At 64.0% G+C, this 16261-nt stretch carries 11 protein-coding genes; 5 read left to right on the top strand and 6 right to left on the bottom strand.

The window, feature by feature from the left end:
• Positions 1 to 54: 54 nt before the first annotated feature.
• The 4 genes from aspT (AB4099_RS09875) to AB4099_RS09890 all read right to left on the bottom strand — a co-directional run bounded on the left by aspT (AB4099_RS09875) (position 55) and on the right by AB4099_RS09890 (position 8045).
• Positions 55 to 1737 carry an aspartate-alanine antiporter gene (aspT, locus tag AB4099_RS09875; protein ID WP_441477928.1) on the bottom strand — a complete coding sequence of 561 codons (1683 nt, stop codon included), beginning with the start codon at positions 1735 to 1737 and terminating at the stop codon, positions 55 to 57.
• Between the two features lie 120 nt (positions 1738 to 1857).
• A complete protein-coding gene (gene aspD, locus AB4099_RS09880) occupies positions 1858 to 3480 on the bottom strand; it encodes an aspartate 4-decarboxylase (RefSeq protein WP_113518150.1) in 1623 nt (540 codons plus the stop codon).
• Positions 3481 to 3532: 52 nt separating this feature from the next.
• A complete protein-coding gene (gene aspT, locus AB4099_RS09885; protein ID WP_113518149.1) occupies positions 3533 to 5224 on the bottom strand; it encodes an aspartate-alanine antiporter in 1692 nt (563 codons plus the stop codon).
• A gap of 58 nt (positions 5225 to 5282) precedes the next feature.
• Positions 5283 to 8045 (bottom strand): decarboxylase, encoded by a 2763-nt coding sequence (locus AB4099_RS09890; RefSeq protein WP_441477929.1) that lies wholly within the window; start codon positions 8043 to 8045, stop codon positions 5283 to 5285.
• A gap of 332 nt (positions 8046 to 8377) precedes the next feature.
• Here AB4099_RS09890 and AB4099_RS09895 point away from each other — a divergent pair, with 332 nt between their 5' ends.
• The 5 genes from AB4099_RS09895 (at position 8378) to AB4099_RS09915 (ending at position 14801) form a co-directional block, all read left to right on the top strand.
• A complete protein-coding gene (locus tag AB4099_RS09895) occupies positions 8378 to 8653 on the top strand; it encodes a hypothetical protein (protein WP_441477930.1) in 276 nt (91 codons plus the stop codon).
• A gap of 111 nt (positions 8654 to 8764) precedes the next feature.
• Positions 8765 to 10510, top strand: coding sequence for a DUF3300 domain-containing protein (locus AB4099_RS09900; protein WP_441477931.1), 1746 nt, complete (start codon positions 8765 to 8767; stop codon positions 10508 to 10510).
• Complete coding sequence (locus AB4099_RS09905) at positions 10507 to 11436, top strand: DUF2950 domain-containing protein (RefSeq protein WP_441477932.1); 930 nt, start codon at positions 10507 to 10509, stop codon at positions 11434 to 11436. The genes AB4099_RS09900 and AB4099_RS09905 overlap by 4 nt, the downstream gene beginning before the upstream one ends.
• Positions 11436 to 13055, top strand: coding sequence for a CYTH and CHAD domain-containing protein (locus AB4099_RS09910; protein WP_441477933.1), 1620 nt, complete (start codon positions 11436 to 11438; stop codon positions 13053 to 13055). The genes AB4099_RS09905 and AB4099_RS09910 overlap by 1 nt, the downstream gene beginning before the upstream one ends.
• A gap of 51 nt (positions 13056 to 13106) precedes the next feature.
• Positions 13107 to 14801 (top strand): SulP family inorganic anion transporter, encoded by a 1695-nt coding sequence (locus tag AB4099_RS09915; RefSeq protein ID WP_441477934.1) that lies wholly within the window; start codon positions 13107 to 13109, stop codon positions 14799 to 14801.
• On the opposite strand, the gene AB4099_RS09920 is transcribed toward AB4099_RS09915, so the two are convergent.
• Positions 14798 to 15478, bottom strand: a complete 681-nt coding sequence (locus AB4099_RS09920; protein WP_441477935.1) for a hypothetical protein — start codon at positions 15476 to 15478, stop codon at positions 14798 to 14800. The two genes, AB4099_RS09915 and AB4099_RS09920, sit on opposite strands and share 4 nt — an antisense overlap.
• Positions 15479 to 15644: 166 nt before the next feature.
• Entirely contained in the window at positions 15645 to 16256 is a 612-nt protein-coding gene (locus tag AB4099_RS09925) for a response regulator transcription factor (RefSeq protein WP_441477936.1), read from the bottom strand.
• Between the last annotated feature and the right edge of the window lie 5 nt (positions 16257 to 16261).

Below are 16261 nucleotides of genomic sequence, written 5' to 3' on the forward strand. Positions count from 1 at the left end.
GTTCGGGTCTGTTCAGGAAGGATCCAATGTCGCCAGGCAACAGATCGGCTGCGCCTAACGCGACATGATGCCGATCAGGATCGGGCCCCAGGCCGTCAGCAGGATGTTGCCGATGGCATAGGGCACCGTGTAGCCCAGGGCCGGGATACTGCTCTGGGCCTCGTCCTGGATGGCCCTGAGGGCCGCCGTGATGGTGCCGGCCCCGGCGCAGGCGCCGAGAACGATGAGCGGGTCCATCTTCAGAACGTAGCGCCCAAACAGAATGCCGATGGTATGCGGCAGCAGCGCGGAGATGAGGCCGACGACGATCAAGCTGACGCCGGTCGCCTTCAGGCCCGAGACGAAACTCGGTCCGGCGCCGAGCCCGACGATGCCGATGAACATGCAAAGCCCGACCGTATCGAAGATCCAGATCGCCGGCTCGGGAATGCGCCCGTAGAACGGGTAGACCGAGCGCAGCCAGCCGAAGACGAGCCCCATGAAGAGCGCGCCACCGCTGGCGGTCAGGGTCAGCGGCACGCCCCAGACGACCAAGGTCAGCAAACCGAATAGGCCGCCCAGGAAGATCCCGAAGCCGACGAAGACCATGTCGGTTGCCGAGGTGCGGCGGTCGGGATAACCGAGTTCGGTTGCGGCCCGCTCGACTTCCGGCAGCGGCCCGACCAGAGACATGACGTCACCACGATTGACGTGTGTCGCCGGCTCGATCGGCATCGCGATACCGGAGCGTGTCAGCTTGGACAGGAAGACGCCACGCGCGAATTCGGCCTGGGCCAGTTCCCCCAGCGATTTCTCGTCGATGCTGCGGGACGTCACGATGACGTCGAGCGCTTCGAGCGGAATGTCGAGCAGCTCGGGGTCACTCACTTCGGGGCCGATCAGGTCGCCGCGGGCGGCGTGAATTTCATGTCGTGCCATGATGGCAATGATATCGCCCGCCTGGATCCTGCGATCCGACGCGTGGCCGAACAGCACGACACCGCTCCGAACGCGCAGAATGAAGGCTCGGGTCTCCTTGATGAGCGCTTCGATCTCAGTGATCGTCTTGTTGGTCAGGACCGGATTTTCGACGCGATAGGCGCGAACGTCGAACAAGCGGGCAGCGGAGGTGACGCCTTCCGCATCGCTGCCCGGACCGGCCTTCTCGGCGCGCTGCGCCGCAACCTCGCGCAGGTTGATGCCCATGAGTTTGGGACCGACCTTGGGCAGGAACCAGACCAGCGCCGCCGTCCCGACCAGATAGGTGACGGCGTAGGCGACGGGGATGTTGTTGATGAGCGCGGTCCGCTCCGCTTGCGGAAGATCGAGCCGCTGGATCGCTTCACCCGCGGTTCCGATGACCGTCGATTCGGAAAACGCCCCGGCCAGAAGCCCGGCCGCCGTGCCCATGTCGAAGTTCAGGAGCCTTGCGAAGCCGAGCGCCACCAGCAGGCATGTGACGCACAGCACGACCGTCAACGCCATTTGTGGGAGCGCGTCGCGCTTCAAGGCGCGAAAGAACTGCGGGCCGACCTTGTAGCCGGTCGTGAACAGGAAGAGGTCGAAGAAGACCGTCTTCACGGCGGCGGGCACCTTGACGTCGAGCTGGCCGACCAGGACGCCCGCCAGCAGGCAGCCGACGACGACGCCGAGGCTGAAGCCTCCGATTTTCGCCTTTCCAATCAGAAAGCCGAGAGCGATCGTCAGGAAAATGGCGAGCTCGGGATTGTTGCGCAGGGCTTCGACGACGTAGTTCATGCTCTGCCTCGCAGCATGGAACTCGGACATGCGATCAGGTGGTGTCTGGTCGAATGTCCGATGGTTGCCGAACGGACGAAATCACCCCGCGCACGCCTTCGCTCCCGCAGCTGTCGCGCGTCAGGACTTCGATTTGGAGAGAGCGAGATTGTAGGCGTCAAAGGCCTGACGGTAGCCGCGCGCCACCGCGCGGGTCGCGCGTCCGATCTGGCTGTAGACCTCGTCGTCGAGATTGGCGAAGGAGACCCGCACCGACCAGTCGGGGGCGTGGAAACCGCCGCCGTTCAGCAAAACGATGCCGTGGTCCTCGGCGAGGCGGAAGACGATGTCGAGCGGGTGGACGTGCTCCTTCATGTAGCTCACCACCTCTGGGCCGACATATTTGTTCGCCCAGAACTCGAAATCGATCAGGCCGTAATAGCGATCATGCAGGGGGTTGTCGGGCACATCGATGCCCAATCCTTCGATCATCCGGTCAACGCGGGACTTCACGATATCCATGCAGGTCTTTTGATAGAGCTTGGCCTCGTCCATCATCTCGGACAGCGAGAACATGGTCATCATCACCTGCTGCGGCAGCGACAGGCCGGCTGTGTGGTTCAGCGCGATGTCGCGGCTGTCGGCGACGATGCGGTCGATCAGCCTCAGTTCGCGCGGCTTGAGCGTGATCGGGCCATAGCGGGTATCGAGCACCGTCAGGATCTTCTCCGGATGGTTCGCGATGGCCTTGTCCAAGATGTTGTCGCGGTGGATCGCGATGACGCCAAGCCGCCAGCCGGTGCACCCGAAATATTTCGAGTAGGAGTAGACCCCGATTGTATTGTGCGGGAGCGCGCCGAGCAGGCCCCGGAAACCCTTGACGAAGGTGCCGTAGACGTCATCGGTGAGGATGATCAGGTCGGGACGCTTGGTCTGGACCAGTTTCACGATCTTGGCGATCGTCTCCTCGCTCAGGGCAACGGCATAGGGATTGCCCGGATTGACGACGAAAAAGGCCTTGACCTTGGGGTCTTCCAGCTTCTTGAGTTCCTCGTCGGTGAACTGCCAGCGGTTTTCCTGAGGCGCGGCCACCGAAACGATGTTGAGGCCGTAATCCTCAAGATGCGGCATTTCGAGATAGGGCGTGAAGATAGGGGTCGCCAGGGCAATCGTGTCGCCCGGGTTCAGCAGCCGGTTGGCCTTCAGCGACTTGAAGATGTAGCACATCGCCGCCGTTCCGCCCTCGACGGCATAGAGGTCGAACTGACCGGATGGGTGCGGCTCCCCGCACATCGCCCACATCAGGTATTCATGCACGATGCGCTCATTGTGCACGAGCATGCGGTCAGGCACCGGATAATTGTCGCCGATGATCGAGTCCACGAGCTCGTGCACGAAGGCGTCGGGTTTGAAGCCGAACCTCTTGATCGCGAAGGCGACCATGTCACGGAGGAAGGTGGCGCCGGGCGAGTCCTTGTGATCAGCCAGCCAGCTCTCCAGCCGCTCGGCAATACCCTCGGCCTTGGGCATGCCACCGATGCCGGCGGCCTTGTGCATCACGCGCCTGCTTTCCGTGATCGCAAATTGCCCGAGCAGGAAGAAGCCCTCGCGCGGCGTCATCGCGACCCAGTTCGGATTGCCGCGACCGGCATTCAGAAGGGCGATCGAGGAGGTTTGCGCCGTCTGTTTTGCGAGACGGATCAGTTCGTCCTTGATCTCGAAGGGGCTGAGGGTTGCGAAACTGCGTAACTTCACCAGGTCCATGGCATTTCCCCATGTTCTTCATGTGCAGCAAATGCGTCAGTACGTGTCGCCGTCAGGTCAGCAGCATGATGATCACCATGCCCCAGATCGTCAGAAGGGTGTTTCCGACCGCGTAGGTCACGGTGTAGCCCAGGGCCGGGACCTGGCTGCCTGCGGTCTCGCAGATCATGCCGAGCGCCGCCGTGGTGGTGCGGGCACCGGCACAGGCCCCGAGCAGAATGGCCGGGTCGAACCGGAAGATGTATTTGCCGGCAAACATCGCCAGGACGAGCGGGATCGTGGTGGCCAATGCGCCCCAGAGGAAGAGACCAACGCCCTGTGTCTGCAGCCCCTTGACGAAACCTGGGCCGGCGGAAATCCCGACGCATGCGATGAAGATGTTCAAGCCGACCGAGTTCATGAACCAGACGGTCGAACTTGGAATGCGGCCGAAGAACGGGCGCACGGAACGGAGCCAGCCGAAGAACAGGCCCGAAATCAGCGCGCCGCCCGCAGTCGAGAGCGTCAGGGGGACACCGCCGACCTTGAAGACGAGAGCGCCGACCAGCGCGCCTAGTGTGATGGCAGCCCCGATGAAGGCGACATCGGCGACGTCGCTGGCTCGGTCGGGATGGCCGATGACCTTGCCGACGGCCGTAACGTCTTGGGTCCGGCCGACGATGGTGAGGATGTCGCCGCGATGGATCACGGTGTTGGCGAGGATGGGGATGCTGGTCGCGGTCGCGCCGCGTACGATCTTCCGGAGGAAGACGCCGCGGGCCGCCGGCATATGCGCCATCTCCGCGAGCGTCTTGCCGTCGACATCCTTGCTGGTGACATAGACGTCGACACCCTCGGCCTTGACGTCGAGGAGCTCGGCATCCTCGACCTCCTCGGCCGCCTGGCCGATCAGGTTGACGAGGACCTCGCGCGGACCTGCGATGGCGACGATGTCGCCCTCCTGCAGGATCGTATCGCTGGTTGCGTCCTCGATGACGCCATTGCGGCGGATGCGCTCGACGAAGACGCGTGCGTCCGGAACCAGCGCCTCGGCGTCTACGGCGCGCATGCCGGCAACCCTCGCACCGCTTCGTACCCGGAAGGCGCGTAGCTCGAAGCGCCGCCAGACCGAGCCCGGGCCGCCAAGCTCCTTGTCGCCGCCAAGCCGTGCCTCATAGTCCTTGCAGGCCTGGACAAGGTCGATGCCGAGAAGCTTGGGCCCAAGCTGGGCGAGGACGACCGCCGATCCGACCGTGCCGAAGATATAGGTCACCGCATAGGCGACCGGCATCGCGTCGAGCAGTTCCTTCGTCCTCTCCGGCGAGAGGCCGAGGCGATTGATGGCATCGGTCGCCAGGCCCATCGAGGCCGAGATCGTCTGCGAGCCGGCATAGAGGCCCGCCGCATAGCCTGGATGGTAGCCGGCAATTTTTGCGATGATGACGGGTATCGCAAGGCAGAAGACGGTGACGACGACCGCAAAGATCGCCTGCGGAGCGCCGTCCTTGGCGATGCCTCGCACGAACTGCGGGCCAACGCCGTAGCCGACGGCGAACAGGAACATCAGGAAGAACGTCGATTTGACGTTCGGGGAGATCGTGATCCCGAGCTGGCCGATGATGACGGCCGCGATCAGCGTGGAGGTGACCGCCCCGAGGCTGAAGCCCTTATAGGAGAAGCCACCGACAAAATATCCGATCGCCAGGGACAGGAAGAGCGCGATCTCCGGATAGGTACGAAGCGTACTAGCGAACCAGTCGAACATGCCGATCTCCCGATTTGGCGGCGCCGGACGGCCGCGCAGTCGCCGGCCGGCCAGGGTGCTAGGCAGCCCGAGGTCTCTTGCGGGCGGCTTCGTGATTGGCGCTCTTCTTGCCGGCGAGCACGTCTGTTCTGAGCAGTTTCAGGCCCTTGGCCTTCTCGTAGCCATGGATCTCCTTCACATCGAGCTTGCGCATGAAGGTGATCGTTTCGTGCGTGATGACCTGGCCGGGCACCATGATCGGGAAGCCGGGCGGGTAGGGGATCACGAAATTGGCCGAGACCATGTCCGGCCCGTCCTTGAGGCGTCGGTCGCATTCCGGGCTGTCGATCGGCAGATACTCGCACTGCTTCTCGGAATAGGCAGCGAAGAACGCGGTGCGGATGTCCCCTTCCGGCGTCTTGTCGCCTGCGTCCTGCCGGAACGTTTCGTGGAAATGGCTGAAATTCGGCAGATCGGGCACGTCCTTCATCAGCGCCTTGACCCGCGCCGCGAAGGCCTTCTGCTCCGCTTCGCCCCCGTGCTTGAGCCTCGTATCGATGCTCTGGCAGATCTTCAGAAGGACGCTGATCAGAAGCGCGACATCGCTGCGCGTGTTGTTGATGTTCGATTGCAGCAGGACCGAGTTTCGCGAGGTCTTGTTGACCTGGATGTTGTATTCGGAGGCAAGCAATCCCTTGAAGCTGGTGCCGTCGAAGCCCGCCGTGCCGCAGACCAGGGTCATGCGGGTGGGATCGAGGCAGAACTCATCCTCCCGCATGCTGCGCAACTGATCGTCCCAGCGGGTTCCCGGCGCCAGGAAATCGATAAAGCCGCTGGAGCGGTATTCCTTGGGCACCATGCCGTCGGCGCCGACGATGCTGAAATACGTGGAGATCAGCGGATGCGAGTTGATCTCGCGGCGAATGTCGAGGGCGACCTCGATGGCGTTCATGACGAGCCCGTAGCCTTCGAGCTCCATCTGGCGGCGGGCGACATCGAGACTTGCGATCAGCTGCTGGTTCGGGCTGGTCGAGGCATGGGTGAAGATCGCCTCGTGGAACTGGGCCTCGATCGTGTGGAAATCGACATCCCGTACCAGCACCATGGAGCCCTGGCGGATCGCCGACATCGACTTGTGGGTCGAGTTGGTCTGGTAGACCCGCAGGCGAATGGCGCGAGGATCGGGAATGAGGCGCGTCTGCAGCAGCTTGTCGGCGGATGGCGCATTGCCGAGTTCGGCGCGCTGTTTCTCGAACTGTTCGACTGCGCCTTGCGTCTGCGCCCAGGCTTCGATGTCGGCGGCTGCACCCATGCCGGTCCGGGGCCGGAGGAAGGGCGACCAGCGAGCGAATCCGAACCAGGCTTCATCCCAGAGGAAGATCAGGTCGGGCTTGATCGCAAGGCATTCCTCCATGACGCGCCGCGTGTTGTAGATGTGGCCGTCGAAGGTGCAGTTGGTCAGATCGAGCATCTTCACCCGGTCGAGCCGGCCTTCGGACTTCAGGTCGAGCAGCGCCTTCTTGATGGTCCGCAGCGGGACCGCGCCATACATCGAGAATTCCGCCATCGGGAAGGCTTCGACATAGAAGGGCTGCGCTCCGCTCAGCACCAGCCCGTAATGGTGCGATTTGTGGCAGTTGCGGTCGAGGATGACGATATCGCCGGGTGCGACCAGCGCCTGCAGCACCATCTTGTTCGAGGTGCTGGTGCCGTTGGTGACGAAGAACGCGTGCTCGGCACCGAAGGCCCGCGCAGCCATGTCCTGCGCGCGTTTGATGTTGCCCGTCGGCTCCAACAAGCTGTCGAGCCCGCCCGTCGTCGCGCTGCTCTCCGCCAGGAAGAGGTTGATTCCGTAGAACTGCCCCATGTCGCGGATCCAGGGCGAGCGGAAGACGGATTTGCCGCGCGCGATCGGCAGCGCGTGGAAGGTGGCGATCGGCCTTTGCGCGTAGAGTTTGAGATTGTCGAAGAAGGGGGTCTCGAAGCGCGCCTTGATGCCTTCCTGCACTGAGAGATGGAGTTCGAGCGGCTCCTCGATCTGGTACATGATCCGTCGGATGATGGCCGCGCGCGGATCGCCGGCAAGCTTCTCCACCCGCCGGTCCGACAGAAGATAGATATCGAGTTCCGGCCGGATCGCCTTCAATCCCGCAGCCAGGCGCAGCGACAGATCGGCTTCATCCGTCTCCAGCAGCAAGGGGTGCTGGGTGGCGAGCACGTTTCTCAACACCGGCGCGTCATGGCGAGAGCGCAACGCGAAGCCTTCATAGATCGCGACCGCTGCAATGTCGGGGTTCATCACCGCGGCACAGACGGCGTCCTCGAGGCTTCCGACCAGGACGGTTTCATAGATGAAGGCATCTTCCTGCCGTCGCAGCCGGCGAAATTCGGCGGCAATATGCGGCCAGCGGGAAGCCGGCGCGGGTGTTACGGCGAGCAGCTCGAAATAGGGCCGATGCGTCCGGCTATCGCCAAGCGATGGCGGCAGCACGTCGGCCGGATCCGGCAATGCGAGGTCGGCCGCCTGCCATTCGCCGGCATCTTGCTTATAGTTGCCTGTGATGATGTCGAGCGAGATGCGCTTTGCCAGCGCGAGAAAGCCGGCCTTGTCCTCATTCCTCAGCCGCTCGCGCAGCGCCGCGATGAGGTCCGTGCCGGGAAAGGCGTGGAACTCCTCGAGCACGCCGAGGTCTTCGAGGGCCTGCTCGACCGCGTTTCGCTTGGCGTCGCCATTGGCCCAGGATCTCGCGAGTGAATGAAGGTCCCGCCACCGATCATGGCGTCCGGACGGTGCGGAGAAGAAATGGTCGATCGACCGCGCATCTTTGGCAGCGCTGGACATTCCGAATCCTTCCCTGGTTGAACGAGGTCGAGGTTCAGATCGCTTTCGGTACGTTCCACCGGACCCGACCGTCTGCGAGCAGCATGGCCGCGCCCGCGCAGACTGCCGCTGGAAAAATCCTGCGCTGAGAACAGCACATCGAGGGGCGTCGGCGTATTGTCCTTAGGGACAGGTTCTTATCGGCAGGAATTCGCTAGAATTCACCGGGCAGGTCGGACCGCATCGCGATGTCCTGCGCGGGTGTATGCTGCGACACCAAGTCGATGAGCAGAGACGGTTCGCGCGGCTGCTTACCAAGCCCGATACGCGAATTGATTGTGGAGGCTTTGATGATGAGAAAGCTGATCAGCCTTGCAGCGTCGGGCGTAATGGCCGTCGCGGTTCTTGTCGCATCTGGGGTAGTGGTTGCCGCGCAGACTGTCGGAACACCGAATTCATGCAACAAGATCAATGGCTGCCAGTGGGATTTCATCTACGAAAACCAGATGATGATGCAGAGCGGCCTCATGACGAAAGCAATGGAGGAGGCCCGCGCAAACAAGGAGGCGTTCGAGAGGCTGAGAGAGTGGGAGCGCACCCATGGCGCCGCACCGAGCAACCCGCGCTAGCCACGGTTCGAATTGGGCATCCGGGGCCGTGCTGAGACCGGCCGCGCCCCTCCGGCAGAATACCCTTTGGTGGTGCGAGCGCTCCGAAGGAGCGGATATCGGGAGAGCGCGATGATTCTCCAGTTCGTGCTGACGGGCGTGTTGGCCCTGGGCACTCCCCTTCAATCCCTCGCACAAGCGCAGGCGCCCGTTCCTTCCACAGGCGCAGCAGCGACGCCAGCGACCCTGCCGGTCGACCAGGCCCCACTCGCGGCAGCGCAGCTCGACGCCCTGCTTGCCCCGATCGCGCTCTATCCCGACAGCCTGCTGGCTCAGGTGCTGATGGCCTCGACCTATCCGCTCGAAGTCGTTCAGGCCGAGCGCTGGATTGCCGAGAACAAGAAGCTCAAGGGAGACGCCCTCAAGGCGGCCGCCGAGAAACAGGCCTGGGACGACAGCATCAAGGCATTGGTCGCTACGCCGTCGGTGCTCGAGATGATGAGCAAGAACCTGGAATGGACGCAGAAGCTCGGCGATGCCGTTCTCGCTCAGGAAACCGACGTCATGGACGCTGTCCAGCGGATGAGGTCGCGGGCCTACGAGAACAAGAAGCTCACATCGGGTACGCAGCAGACGGTGACGGTGCAGCAGGAGGGCGCAAGGCAGACCATCGCCATTGCGTCAGCCGCATCCGACACCCTCTATGTGCCCTATTATGATCCCGGCGTCGTCTACGGCGCCTGGCCCTATCCCGAGAGCACGCCCTATTACTTTCCGGCCCCGGGCTACATCGCGGCCGGCGTCGTTGCGACCGGGCTCGCCTTCGGCACCGCCTACGCGCTCGGCCGCTGGGCGACCGGCGGCTATTGGGGCGGCAACATCAACTGGAACAACAACAACATCAATATCAACCGCGATCGCGTGACGCACTGGCAGCACAACCCCCAGCACAGGCAGGGGGTCAGATACGGCAATTCGCAGGTTCAGCAGCGCTTTGCCAACACCTCTCGTCCGGGGAGCGACGGACGCATGGACTTTCGCGGGCGGGACGGGAATCTGGCCCGCCCTGACCGGCCCGATCGCCCTAATGCCGGAGCTGGCAACCGGCCGGATCGCGGGGAGGGGGCCAATCGGCCCGACCGGCCCAATGCGGGCAATCGCCCCAATGCTGGCGCCGGTGCTGCGCGTCCCGATCGCGGGGCCGGGAACCGTCCTGCCACTGCCGACCGGGCGCGCCAGAATCGTCCGAATGCGCAAAGGCCGGCACAGCGGCCCGCGCAGGCCAATCGTCCCAGCGGCGGCAACGTCAACCGGGCCGCGCCGCGCCGCGACAATGCCTTCGGCAACATGCAGCCCGGCAGAGCTGCCACTCTGCAAGCCCAGCGCGGACAGGCGAGCTTTGCTCATGCCGGAGCACGCATGGGAGGCGGCGGCTTTGGCGGCGGCGGGGCCCGCATGGGCGGCGGCGGTGGCGCGCGCATGGGTGGGGGCGGATTTGGCGGCGGTGGCCGCGGAGGCGGCGGCCGGGGTGGCGGCGGCGGTCGCCGTTCCGACATCGCGCTCAAGGATCATATCGTCGAGCTCGGCCGGCTTTGGAATGGCATCGGCTTCTACCGATTTGCCTACCGGGGCAGCGACAGGCGCTATGTCGGCGTGATGGCGCAGGAGGTCCAGGAGGTCGCGCCCGAGGCCGTGACACGGGGCGCCGACGGTTTCCTGCGAGTGTATTACGAGCGCATCGGAGTGCCGTTCCAGACCTACGATCAGTGGCTGGCATCCGGTTCGCATGTCCCGACCGGAACCATCCGCCATGAATGCCTGGCGACGGCAGGATGTCGCGCCACTGTCCCGGAGACGTCCGGAGGTACGTTGCCATGATGCGCCTCGACCGGATCCGTCGGCTATCGCTGAGCCTTGCAATCGCGGCTGCCACCTTGGTCGGGATGTCAGCAGCCAGCGCACAACAGCGCTTCAAGACGCCTGAGGCGGCTGCCGCAGCCCTCGTGGAAGCCGTCCGCACCAGCGAGACCGGCCCGATGCTCGGCGTTCTCGGGCTCAAGGGGCGCGACATCGTCTTTTCCGGCGACGAGGTCGCCGACGCGGCGGACAGGGAGCGCTTTCTCTCTGCCTATCAGGCCAAGCACCAGGTCACGGTCGACGGCGACAAGGCGACATTGCTCGTCGGTCAGAATGACTTCCCGTTCCCGATCCCGATCCTGCGCAAGGATGGTGAGTGGCGCTTCGACACCGAGGCCGGGCGTAAGGAAATCCTGTTCAGGCGCCTCGGGCGCAATGAACTCGATGCGATCCAGGTCAGCCTGGCCTATGTCGACGCTCAAAACGAGTATGCGGGCAAGGACAGAACCGGCGCGGGGGCGGGCTCCTATGCCCAGCGGGTCGCGAGCCGCCCCGGGAAGCGCGACGGATTGTATTGGGCCACGGGGGCAGGGGAAGAGGCCAGTCCGCTCGGCGCTCTCGCCGCGCAGGCCGAGCGCGAAGGCTATAAGGGCGGGCAGGTCAAGACGCCCTATCACGGCTACTTCTACAAAATCCTGAAGCGCCAGGGGGCCGCGGCACCTGGTGGAAGCCTCGACTATGTCGTCGGCGGCAAGATGATCGGCGGCTTCGCCCTGCTCGCCTATCCCGCCGAATATGGCAATTCCGGCGTCATGAGCTTCATCGTGAACCACGACGGAACGGTGTATCAGAAGGATCTTGGGCCCAGGACCAGCCGGATCGCGACACGGATGCGCTCATACGACCCCGACAAGACCTGGGAGAAGGTTTCTGTGCCGCAGGGTTGATGGCGGTCCACCCTGGCGGACACGACCGGGAATGGCTCTGGGGGCCGATGATGCCGGACAATCGCGAGGTCGAGCTGAAACTCGTTCCCATGAGTGGGGACCTCGAGCACTATGCCCGGGCGGCCAAGGCGTTGGGGACAAGTGGGAAGGGCAGGACAAAGCGTCTGCACTCCGTCTACTTCGATACCCCCAAGCTCAAACTGCGGCGCAAGGGCTACTCGCTTCGCATCCGGCATGATGGCCGGAAGACCATCCAGACGGTCAAGTCAAGTGGCGCCGGAGCGATCCTGCGTGGCGAGTGGGAATCTGTCGTCACGGCCGATGCACCGTCGAAGGATACGCTCGCAGGGACGCCTCTGTGCGATGTGCTGGGCGACCGCGACCTGAACAACTTGCGACCGGTCTTCAGCACGCAGGTCAGGCGCAGGACCTTCGTCATCGTGCGCCCCGATGCGACGGTGGAACTGGCGCTCGATATCGGAGAGATCCAGGGCGACGACCGGTCGTTGCCGATCTGCGAGGCCGAGCTCGAGCTCACAAGCGGTACGCCGGCCGCGCTCCTGAGCTGTGCCCGTGATCTGGCGGCTGTCGTGCCCTCGCTGCCGATCTTGTCGTCCAAGGGCGAGCGGGGCTTCCGGCTGAGAGGCGATGCCGAACAGGAGGCCGTCAGCGAACTGTCCTTCGATGTCACGCCGGGCATGAGCACCGGCCAGGCCATCCGGAGCGCGTTCTCCACCTGCCTCACCGGGCTTTTCGATAATTTTGCCTTGCTTGCTGCGGGCGGCGGCGTTGAGGCGCTGCATCAGGCACGGGTCTGTATTCGCCGGATACGGGCGCTCGCCTCATTGTTCGAGCCGGCCCTGGAATGGCGAGGTGATAATGACCTTTCGCCGCGACTTCGCTGGCTGACCCAGTTTCTCGGTGAATCCCGCGAGGTCGATGTCCTCTGCGAGAGCCTCCTGGCCGCGCTTGGCGCGAGCTATGGCAGCGCCCCGGGCGTTGCGGATCTGAAAGCGGTCTTTGAAACCCGGGGCAAGCACGCTCGTGAAGCGGCGATCGCCTATCTCAGGTCGCCGGCAGCCCTGGATCTCAGCCTCGACCTGCTCGGCGCGCTGGATGCCGCGCTGGCACGAACCTCGCCGACGCCGGAGCAGGCCGATCTGCTCCAGATGCCGATCGGGCGCTATCTGAGACGCGCACTTCGGCCGCGACTGAAATCGTTCCTCAAGCGCTGCCGGCACATCGAACGGCTCGATCCATCCGAACAGCACGAGGCTCGGGTTCGCGCCAAGAAGCTCCGCTACATGATCGACCCCTTTGGCGCGCTGCTGCCCCGGCGAAGGTTTACCGGTGTCGTCGAGCCTCTCCAGACGATTCAGCGCGTCCTTGGCGACCTCAATGATCGCAGGACCGGCGAGGCCCTGCTCATGAGCTATGCTGAGGAGGTGCTGGGCGGGGACAGCGGGGTCGGCCGCATTGTCTTCGCCGCCGGCCTTGCAACTGCGCTCTGTCGCGCCTCCGACACGAAGGACGTGATTGATAGCGCGGCGGCTGCCCGCTCCAGACTGGAGCGGGCCGATCTCGATTTCGACGAGGGGGAAGTTTCCGATCCGGCATAGCCCGTTTCTCCGAGCCTGTGGGCTCGCCGGGCAAGGCACAAGGGAGCAACGATGTTCGGTCGCCTTCCGATCCTGAGCGGCTTCTCCGGCTACTCGCCCGACTGGTTGCGCTTTGATGTGACCGCAGGCCTTGCGGTGGCAGCGGTCGCCATCCCAAGCGCCATTGCCTATCCCGCGATCGCGGGGCTGCCCGTCGAGGTGGGGATCTATGCGAGCATCCTGCCGCTCGTCGGCTATGCGCTCTTCGGCCCCTCTCACAAGCTCATCCTCGGCCCCGATGCGGCGACTATGACGGTCCTGGCTGCAGTCATGGCCGCGCTGCCTGCTGCCTCTCCCGAGGAGCGGGTCGCCACGGCCGCCGCGCTTGCCGTAGCTGTCGGCATCCTTAGCCTGCTCGCCAGCACGGTCGGGCTTGGCGCCATCGCGGCCTTCCTGTCCCGTCCGATCCTGATCGGTTTCATCAGCGGCATCTCGATATCGATCATGGTGGGGCAGATCGGCCGGTTGACCGGCGTGAAGATCGATGCCGACGGCCTGCTGGCCCCCGTCCTGGAATTGCTGCGAAGATCGGGTTTGATCCATTGGCCTTCGGTCACGCTGGGAGCAGCGATGCTGGCGCTTCTGCTGGCCCTGCCGCGCCTGCGCTTTCCGATCCCGGGGCCGCTCGTCGTCGTCGTCGTTGCAGCCATCGCCTCCTATCTGTTCAATTTCGAGGGGATGGGCATCAAGGTCGTCGGCAGCCTGCCGAACACGCTCCCGGCGCTGTCGTTTCCCACTGGGGCGGTCTTGCCGCTGCGCGAGCTCGTGCTCGGCGCCGGGGCCGTCTGGCTCGTCAGCGTCAGCTCAGGGCTGGTTGGCGCGCGCAGTTTCGGGGTACGCGGCAATTTTGCGATCGATGCGAACCGCGAGCTCGTCGGCATAGGCGCGGCCAATATCGCATCGGGGTTGTTCAGCGGGTTTCCCGTCACCGTCTCGGATTCGCGCACGGCGATAAATCTCTCGGCCGGCGGACGATCGCAGCTGTCGGGGCTCGTCGCTGCCGGCGCGCTGACAGCGCTGCTGCTCTATCTCAATCAGGCGCTGCGAGTGCTGCCGGTGCCGGCGCTCGGCGCCATTCTCGTCGCCGCGGCGTTAAATCTCATCGACCTGTCCGGCTTGAGGGAAACCTGGCGCATCAGCCGGGTCGAGTTCCTCTTTGCGCTGATCAGCATGTGGGGAGCGATCAGCCTGGGCGTGCTGAGCGGCGTGGTGATCGCCATTGCCGGGACGCTGCTGCATCTGCTGCTGAAGGACATGCGACCGCGCGATGCCCTGCTCGGGCGCGCTGCCGGCAGGCCGGGCTTCTACAAATTGCATCGGGTGCCGGAGGCGCGGCCCGTTCCCGGGCTGGTGATCTACCTGGTTCAGGGCAACGTGCTGTTCTTCAACGCCGAATACGTCAAGGCCCGGATCGAGAGCATCATTGATGCCGCGCCGCCGGAAACGCGCTGGCTCGTGATCGACGCCAGTGCGATTGCCCAGATCGATTCAACCGCTGCGGTCATGTTCGACCAGTTGCAGAGAGCGCTCGCCGAGCGCGGCGTGACGCTGGCGGTGGCGGAGCTGCACCGGGATCCGATGGATATTCTCAGGCGCTCGGGCTTCGTCGATGCGCTTGGGCCAGGGCGGATCTTCGACGAGCTTCAGGATGCCGTCGGGGCCTTCGAAACCGAACACCGCGTCATTCCAGCAGGCGAGGGGACCTAACCGGCCGCCCGCGAGCGGGCTTCCCGAATGAGGATGTCGACGCTGACGATAAAGACCCAGACCGGGAAGATGATCACGGTCCAATCCATGAATTGGCTGCCGATCAGGATGGTGGCGGCAGCGATATAGCCGATGATCGCCGTTGCGCGTGCGGCGATCCCGGTACGCAGGACAATCGTCGAGGCCGTCATCAGGAAAACGCCCGCCATTTTCAGGGCGTAGATGCTGGTCAGGTGATAGGCGAGCGACCTCGCCAGCATGAAGGTCACCGATCCCGGCAGATCCCTGGGAAGCGCCGAATAGGCGATGAGGATGGCTCCGATCGACGAAGCGGAGACGAAGAGAAGGCCGATGAACAGAAGGCCGCTTCCGAGGAAAACCGTTGCAAACAGCTTGTCTTCGGCTGCCCCCATCCGGTCGCGAAGAACCCCGACGAACCACAGGAACGCGATGCCCGCGAACGGGATCAGGTTGAGTGCGAGCGCGACTTTCCAAGATTGCGGGCCCAGCCATTCGCCAGGGTCCCGCGGGTCCAGCCGTACTGTATCAAGGAGCAGGAAAAGCGAGGTCAGCAGCAGCACCGAAAACAGGATTCCCGCGGCGGCGGCGGCTCTCGGGGTTTTCAGGCCCTTTGCCGGATGTGGGACGAGACCACTCTGCTGCGGGTCGGTTGTCATCGCGGTCCAACCCCTCTTCTCGAGACTGCCACAGAGCTTTCGCAGACCTCCGAGAAACGCGTCATTTGCCAGGCGCCGCGTTTCTCGGCCATTCGTTGGGGGCCCTTCAACCTGTACGGACACAAGGCAGGGCACACTGATGCCACCGGACTGGTCATCCCCCTGGCTAGGAGATGAGACCAAGTTGCTCCGCAGACAGGACAAGTTCGGCAATGGAGCGTGCGGCCATTTTTTCCATCACGTTGTGCCGATGGGCCTTGATGGTGCGGATGGTGGTTCCAAGTTCGTAAGCGATCTGCTTGTTCATCCTGCCTCTCGCCACAAGAGCGAAGACTTCGCGTTCCCGCGGGGTGAGGCTGCCGAGCCGGAGCGCTCGCAAGACGGCGCCATCGTCATCGTGCCTGGAGCGGCGACACCGGGCCAGCGCCCGGTCTATCGCATTGAACAGCACGTCCTTGGTGACCGGCTTCGTCAGGAAATCTTCTGCGCCTGCCTTGATCGTGCGGACACTGGTTGGAATGTCGCCGTGACCGGTCAGGAAGATCACCGGCAATCGTGATCCGGCTGCATTCAGGCGGATCTGAAGATCGGGGCCGCTTACGCCCGGAATATCGACGTCGAGCACAATGCAACCGTCAGTTCCTTCTTCGGGAAGCTGGTCCAGGAGCTCGGCTCCGGTTCCGTATGATTTCGCCTGGAAGCCGGAGGCTTCAAGCAAGCGAACCATGGCGGTTCTGAAGGAGATGTCGTCATCGACCAGGTAGATATTGGCTGGCATCGAGG

This window comes from Allobosea sp. 2KB_26, assembly GCF_052115715.1.
Taxonomy (GTDB): domain Bacteria; phylum Pseudomonadota; class Alphaproteobacteria; order Rhizobiales; family Beijerinckiaceae; genus Allobosea.